Origin of the sequence: Kitasatospora sp. NPDC059812, from assembly GCF_042732075.1 — a bacterium.
Classification (GTDB): domain Bacteria; phylum Actinomycetota; class Actinomycetes; order Streptomycetales; family Streptomycetaceae; genus Kitasatospora.
Map to the genome: position 1 here is coordinate 72,123 of NZ_JBHWIO010000033.1, position 5,586 is coordinate 77,708.

At 72.9% G+C, this 5,586-nt stretch carries 5 protein-coding genes and 1 pseudogene; 5 read left to right on the plus strand and 1 reads right to left on the minus strand.

Translation table 11 applies throughout. The features are described 5' to 3' along the window. Positions 1–126: 126 nt before the first annotated feature. From ACFV6D_RS18760 to ACFV6D_RS18780, 5 genes are all read left to right on the plus strand, one after another. Positions 127–1,038: a hypothetical protein gene (locus ACFV6D_RS18760; RefSeq protein ID WP_380560527.1), complete on the plus strand. Its 912-nt coding sequence runs from the start codon at positions 127–129 to the stop codon at positions 1,036–1,038. After that, on the plus strand, positions 1,035–1,556 hold the full coding sequence (locus tag ACFV6D_RS18765) for a hypothetical protein (protein WP_380560528.1): 522 nt from the start codon (positions 1,035–1,037) through the stop codon (positions 1,554–1,556). Before ACFV6D_RS18760 ends, ACFV6D_RS18765 begins: the two co-directional genes overlap by 4 nt. A gap of 141 nt (positions 1,557–1,697) precedes the next feature. Next, positions 1,698–3,284: a peptidoglycan-binding protein gene (locus ACFV6D_RS18770; protein ID WP_380560529.1), complete on the plus strand. Its 1,587-nt coding sequence runs from the start codon at positions 1,698–1,700 to the stop codon at positions 3,282–3,284. Beyond that, positions 3,281–4,021, plus strand: a complete 741-nt coding sequence (locus ACFV6D_RS18775) for an ABC transporter ATP-binding protein (RefSeq protein ID WP_380560530.1) — start codon at positions 3,281–3,283, stop codon at positions 4,019–4,021. The genes ACFV6D_RS18770 and ACFV6D_RS18775 overlap by 4 nt, the downstream gene beginning before the upstream one ends. After that, positions 4,018–5,271, plus strand: a complete 1,254-nt coding sequence (locus ACFV6D_RS18780; RefSeq protein WP_380560531.1) for an ABC transporter permease — start codon at positions 4,018–4,020, stop codon at positions 5,269–5,271. Before ACFV6D_RS18775 ends, ACFV6D_RS18780 begins: the two co-directional genes overlap by 4 nt. Positions 5,272–5,329: 58 nt before the next feature. On the opposite strand, the pseudogene ACFV6D_RS18785 reads toward ACFV6D_RS18780, so the two are convergent. After that, a pseudogene (locus tag ACFV6D_RS18785) lies at positions 5,330–5,485 on the minus strand (transposase); the annotation flags it as partial. Positions 5,486–5,586: the final 101 nt, after the last annotated feature.

Genomic DNA, 5,586 nt, shown 5'->3' on the forward strand with positions numbered 1-5,586 from the left:
GGCCGGCGAGCCGCCGAGACCGCCGTCGTCGGGGCCCCCCCCCCGCCCCCCGCGGGCCCCCCCCCCCCCACGACGGTGCGAGGCTTGCGTCGACAGGCGACGTCGGACATGAAGGTGGCGTGTTGAATGCGGATGAACAGGGCTCAAGTGGTCATCTCTGTAGTGGCTTTAGCAGTGCTCGCCGCAGGCTGCAGCAAAGACACGAAGGCGGGCGGTGATTCCGACATCGTGGGCGAGCCCGTGGTCCCGCAGATCGGCGCGGACCCGGCAGACGGCTCGCCGGTAACCCATCCGCTGGACGGCTACTCGGTAGGGGCCGAGGAGTCCGCGCTGATCTTCCGGGCCATGGGCCAGGCCACCCGGACCTGCATGACCGCCAAGGGGTTCGACTACGACCCTGGGCCGGCGTCGACACCTCCCCCGCCGACTCCCATCGACACCTCGCTTCTGGGCCTGCTCTCCGTCTCCGCTGCGCAGCAGACCGGGTACCACCGGCCGCCCAGGCCAGGAGGCAACGGCACCTCCGGTACGGGGAATCCGTCCGGGCAGGGCCCCGAATACCAGAAGGCCCTGATGGGGGATCGCGGGACCAAGGCCAGTGCCGCCGATCCCAAGGCAGACCGGGGCTGCATGGGAGAGTTCGAACGGCGGCTCCAGGCGGAGGGCATCAAGAACACCGCCTCGGACTTGGTCGGCACCCTCCGTGCCAAGGCGTACGACCACGCCGCCGTCGACAGCCGAGTCCGCGCCTCGCTCGCGGACTGGCAGAGCTGCATGACCAAGCTGGGTTACAACTACGCGAATCCGGTACAGGCGAGTTCGGCGGCCTGGCCGGAGCAGGTGTCACAGGAGGAGCGGGACACAGCGGTCGCCGACATGAACTGCAAAGAGCAGGTGAAGCTGCTGGCCACCTGGAATGCCGTGCTGACCACCTACCAGCAGGTGTATATCGGCAGGAACGAGCAGGCGCTCCAAGCAGACAGGGAAATCTCCCAGCAGCGGATCGCCGCGGCCAAGAAGCTGCTGGGCCAGGCATGACGGCGGTGGCCGGCGGCCGTCGCCGTGGTTGGCTCCTGCTGCTCGTCCTGGCCCTCCTCGCCGTCGTCGGATTCGTTGGCACGCTCGCCGCGAACCGGTCGAGTAGCGAGAGCAGTGAGGCATTCACAGGTGAACGACTGCGCGTCCAGCAGGACTACAGTGACTACTGGAAGGCGATGCTGGTGGCCAATGAGTCCGGTGACGGCTCGGCACTGGCCGGCCACGCGGCGGGTGAGCAACTGGAGATCCTGCGTGCGAACCTAGGCGCACTGACTGGCGCTGGGCTCGTGGCCAAGGGGTCCGTCGATCACCGGATCCGGAGCATCACGGTGGACGGGAAGTTGGCGACCCTGGTGGACTGCGTCGACGTTGGCAAGTGGATCCAGTACGAGGCGCGGAGCGGAAGAGTTCAGCCCGGCCAATTGACGAACCGTCCGAAACAACTGGCGAGTTACACCCTCGCGCCCAGGGATGGCCGCTGGCTGGTGACACGGAGCGAGGTGCTGTCGGAGTGCTGAAGGCAGACCAGGGGTGGCTCCCGTGAAACTGCGGTACCAACTTGGCCGCGTTGTCAGACGATCGCCTCCAACCCCCTTGCGTCTCAACGACATCCGATAGGTCATGCTCTTCCCAAGGGCACCGTCAAGGAGGAGGCACCATTGACCACGACGACGATGAGCGCTGACGACGGCATTGCCCAGCCTCTTCTGTCACCCCCGCCTGCCCGGTCGCGGGCGGCGCGGCGCAGGCGGGTGCTGCTGGGGGTGGCGCTGGCCGCCGCGCTGGTGGCAGTGGGTGGGGTGGGGGCGGCTACGCTGGTGAAGTCCCCGGCGGAGCGGGCCGCGCAGACCGCGCCGCCGCCGAACAGTCTGCTCACCGTGCCGGTGGTCAGCCAGGTGCTGACGCCCTCGATCACGGCCCGCGCGGTGGTGTACCCGCCCGCGCAGTACAACGTCGTCCCTGTCGCCGCCTCGGCGGAGATCACCCAACTGTTCGTCTCCAAGCTGGCCGTGAAGCAGGGGGACGCCGTCGCGGCCGGGCAGTTGCTCGCCGAGGTGTCTGGGCAGCCGCTGTTCGCCTTACCCGGACCGGTGCCCGCGTACCGCGACCTCAAGCCCGGCAGCACCGGCCCCGACGTTTCCGAACTCCAGGCCGCCCTGGCCGGGTTGGGGGACTCGACCGGCGACGACGAGACGGGCTCCTACGGGCCCGGCACTGCCGCCGCGGTGGCGGAGTTCTACCGCAAGCTCGGCTACCCGGTGCCGACCACCGGCGCCACCACCCAGCAGGCGGTGGACGCCGCGCAGAAGGCGGTGGACACCGACCGGCAGACGGTGGAGAGCCTCACCGCGCAGAAGAAGAACGCCGGGAACCAGCCCCAGGCCCCCCAGCAGACCGCGCCGCAGACCCAGGGCCAGGGGCAGACCCAGGGCCAGGGCCAGGGCCAGGGCCAGGGCCAGGCTCCCGCCGCGACCGGCGACCTCGATCAGCAACTGGCCAATGCCCGGAAGCAGTTGACCGCTGACCAGGCCGCCCTGGCCAAGGCCCGGGCGGTGAACGGCCCGATGGTCCCGGCCGCCCACGTCCTGTTCGTGCCGACCCTCCCGGCCACCGTCACCGCCGTCAACGGCACAGTCGGCTCGCCTGCCTCCGGCACCCTGCTGTCGCTCACCAGCGGCGGCCTGGCCGTCACCGGCCAGCTGACGCCCACCCAGGCGGCGGGCGTCAAGCCGGGCATGGCCGTCGCGATCCTCGCCGAGGACACCAACACCACCGTCCCCGGCACCATCGCCGAGGTCGGCGCCCCGACCACCGCTCCCCCGGCTGGCAAGGTGGTCACCCTGGGCGGTGCGTCCGGCGGCGGTTCCGGCGGCGGCGCTGGTACCGGAGCCCCCGGTGGCCAGGCTGGTGCCCCGGCCGCCGGGGCGCCGGGCAACGGGCCGGGCGGCCAGAGCTACATCCCGCTCACCATCACCCCGGCCAACCCCCTGCCTGCGGCGATGAGCGGCAAGAACGTCCGTCTGACCGTCCTCAAGGACAAGGCGGGCGCCCCTGTCACCGTGGTCCCGGTCGCCGCGATATCCACCAACGCGGCCGGCCGGACCTCCGTCACCAGGGTGGACTCCGCCGGTAACCGCACCACCGTCCCGGTGACCACCGGTGTCACCGCGGACGGCATGGTGGCCGTGACCCCGGCGGAGGGCGCCGAACTGCGCGTCGGCGACCAGGTGGTGGTCGGCCGGTGACCGTCGAACCCTCTGACACCACCGGGCCCGGCGGTGAGCCGCCCGTCATCGCCCTGGCCGGCGTCGGCCGCACCCACCCGGGCCGCCCGCCCGTGGTCGCGCTGCACCCCACCGACCTGACCGTCCACCGCGGCGAGTACCTGGCCGTCACCGGCCCGTCCGGCTCCGGCAAGTCCACCCTGCTGCACCTGCTCGGCCTGCTCGACACCCCCACCACCGGCCGCTACGAACTGGACGGCATCGACACCGGCAGCCTGCGCGACCGGGACCGCTCGACCCTGCGCGGGCGCCGGATCGGCTTCGTCTTCCAGTCCTTCCACCTGCTCCCGCACCGCACCGCCGAGGAGAACGTCGTCCTCGCGCAGGTCTACAACCGCTCCCCGCGCCGCGCTCGCCACGCCGCCGCCCTGGAGGCGCTGCACCTGGTCGGCCTCGGCCACCGCACGGACGCGCTGCCGGGCACCATGTCCGGCGGCGAGCGCCAGCGGGTGGCGATCGCCCGGGCGCTGGTGAACCGGCCCAGCCTGCTGCTGTGCGACGAGCCGACCGGCAACCTGGACTCGGCCAACGCCGAGGCGGTGCTGGCACAGTTCGACGCGCTGCATGCGCAGGGCTTCACCCTGGTGGTGATCACCCACGACCCGTCCGTGGCCGCCCGCGCCGAGCGCCGGGTGACCATCCGCGACGGCGTGCTCAGCGAGGCCGAAGCCGTCCGGGCGGCGGGAGGCGCCCGGTGAGCCGCCGCCGCAGCGTGCTTCCCGAGCCGCCCTCCCGCTTCAGCCCCCGCGACCTGCTCGCCGAGGCGCTCTCCGGCGTCCTGCAGCGCCCCGGCCGCTCGGTGCTGACCATGCTCGGTACGGTCCTGGGAATCGGCGCCTTCGTCGCCGTGCTCGGCCTGACCGCGACCGCTACCGGCCAGATCGGCGAGCGGTTCAGCCTGACCAAGGCCACCACCGTCACCGTGACCGACCGCCCGAGCACCGATGGCCTCGCCCCCGGCACCAACCCGTCGAGCGACTTCCCCGCCGACACCGACCGCCGGATGTCCGCGATCGACGGCGTGCGGGCCGGCGGCGTCTGGTGGCCGGTGCCCGGCTCCCCGGTGGTCTCCCGCCAGCCGGACGGCCCCGGCGAGGGCACCGGGCTCTCCCTGCTCGCGGCCACCCCGGGTGCGGTCGCCGCGATGGAGCCGACCCTGTCCGCCGGAGTCACCATGGACGACTTCGTGCAGCGGACGGCGCAGCCGGTGGTCCTGCTCAGCGAGGCCGCCGCCAAGCGCCTCGGGGTGAGCCGGCTGGACGCCCAGCCGGCCGTCTTCATCGACCACGTCCCGTACACGGTGATCGGGATCTACTCGGACGTCCGCCGCCAGCCGGCTGCCCTGCTGGGCATGGTGATTCCGGCCAGTACGGCGCTGGAGCGGTACGGCAACCCGGCTCCGGACGCGGACCGCGGGGTCCAGGGCCTGGTCGCCACCCGGGTCGGCGCCGCGACCGTGGTGGCCGACCAACTCCCGCTCGCTCTGCGGCCGGACGCCCCGAACTCGTTCACGGTCGTCCCGCCGCCGGACCCGCACAGCCTGCAAGACACGGTGACCTCCGACCTGACCGGGCTGTTTCTGGCGCTGGCCGGGATCTGCCTGCTGGTGGGCGCGGTCGGGATCGCCAACACCACGCTGGTCGCCGTCCTGGAACGGACCGCGGAGATCGGCCTGCGCCGCTCGCTGGGCGCCCGCACCGGGCACATCGCGGCCCAGTTCCTGGCCGAGTCGATGGCGCTCGGCACCCTGGGCGGGCTGATCGGCACCGGTCTCGGCGTGGTGACGGTGGTCGGCGTGGCCGCCGCCCGTGACTGGACGGCCGTCCTGCAGCCGGTCACCACGTTGCCCGCCCCGCTGATCGGCACCGTCGTCGGCCTGCTGGCCGGCCTCTACCCGGCCCTGCGCGCGGCCCGCACCGACCCCCTGAAGGCCCTCAGGAGCACATAGGCGGGGGCGGCGGCAATGTCCCGCGCGTGTGGGAAGGGCTTGACTCCGTCGACTGAGCCGGGCCGGGTCGGACTGCGCCCAGCAGTCGGCACCAGGAGATGCGGTCGGACTCCAGCACGGCGGCGAAGGAGTAGGGCCAGCCGGGGACGAACTGGTCCTTGCTGCGACCGCGTCCGTGGACGTGGCAGAACAGCCGATCGGGGCTGGTCTCGGCGCGGGGGGGGGGGCGGGGGGGGGGGCGGGCGGGGGGCGGCGGGGGGGGGGCGGGGCGGGGGGGGGGGCCGCCGAGCCGCGCGGCGGGGGGAGCTCGAGCGC

Bases quoted from the DNA above. Each gene is read 5' to 3' on its own strand.
- ACFV6D_RS18760 (WP_380560527.1), top strand. From the start codon at position 127: ATGCGGATGAACAGGGCTCAAGTGGTCATCTCTGTAGTGGCTTTAGCA.
- ACFV6D_RS18765 (WP_380560528.1), top strand. From the start codon at position 1,035: ATGACGGCGGTGGCCGGCGGCCGTCGCCGTGGTTGGCTCCTGCTGCTC.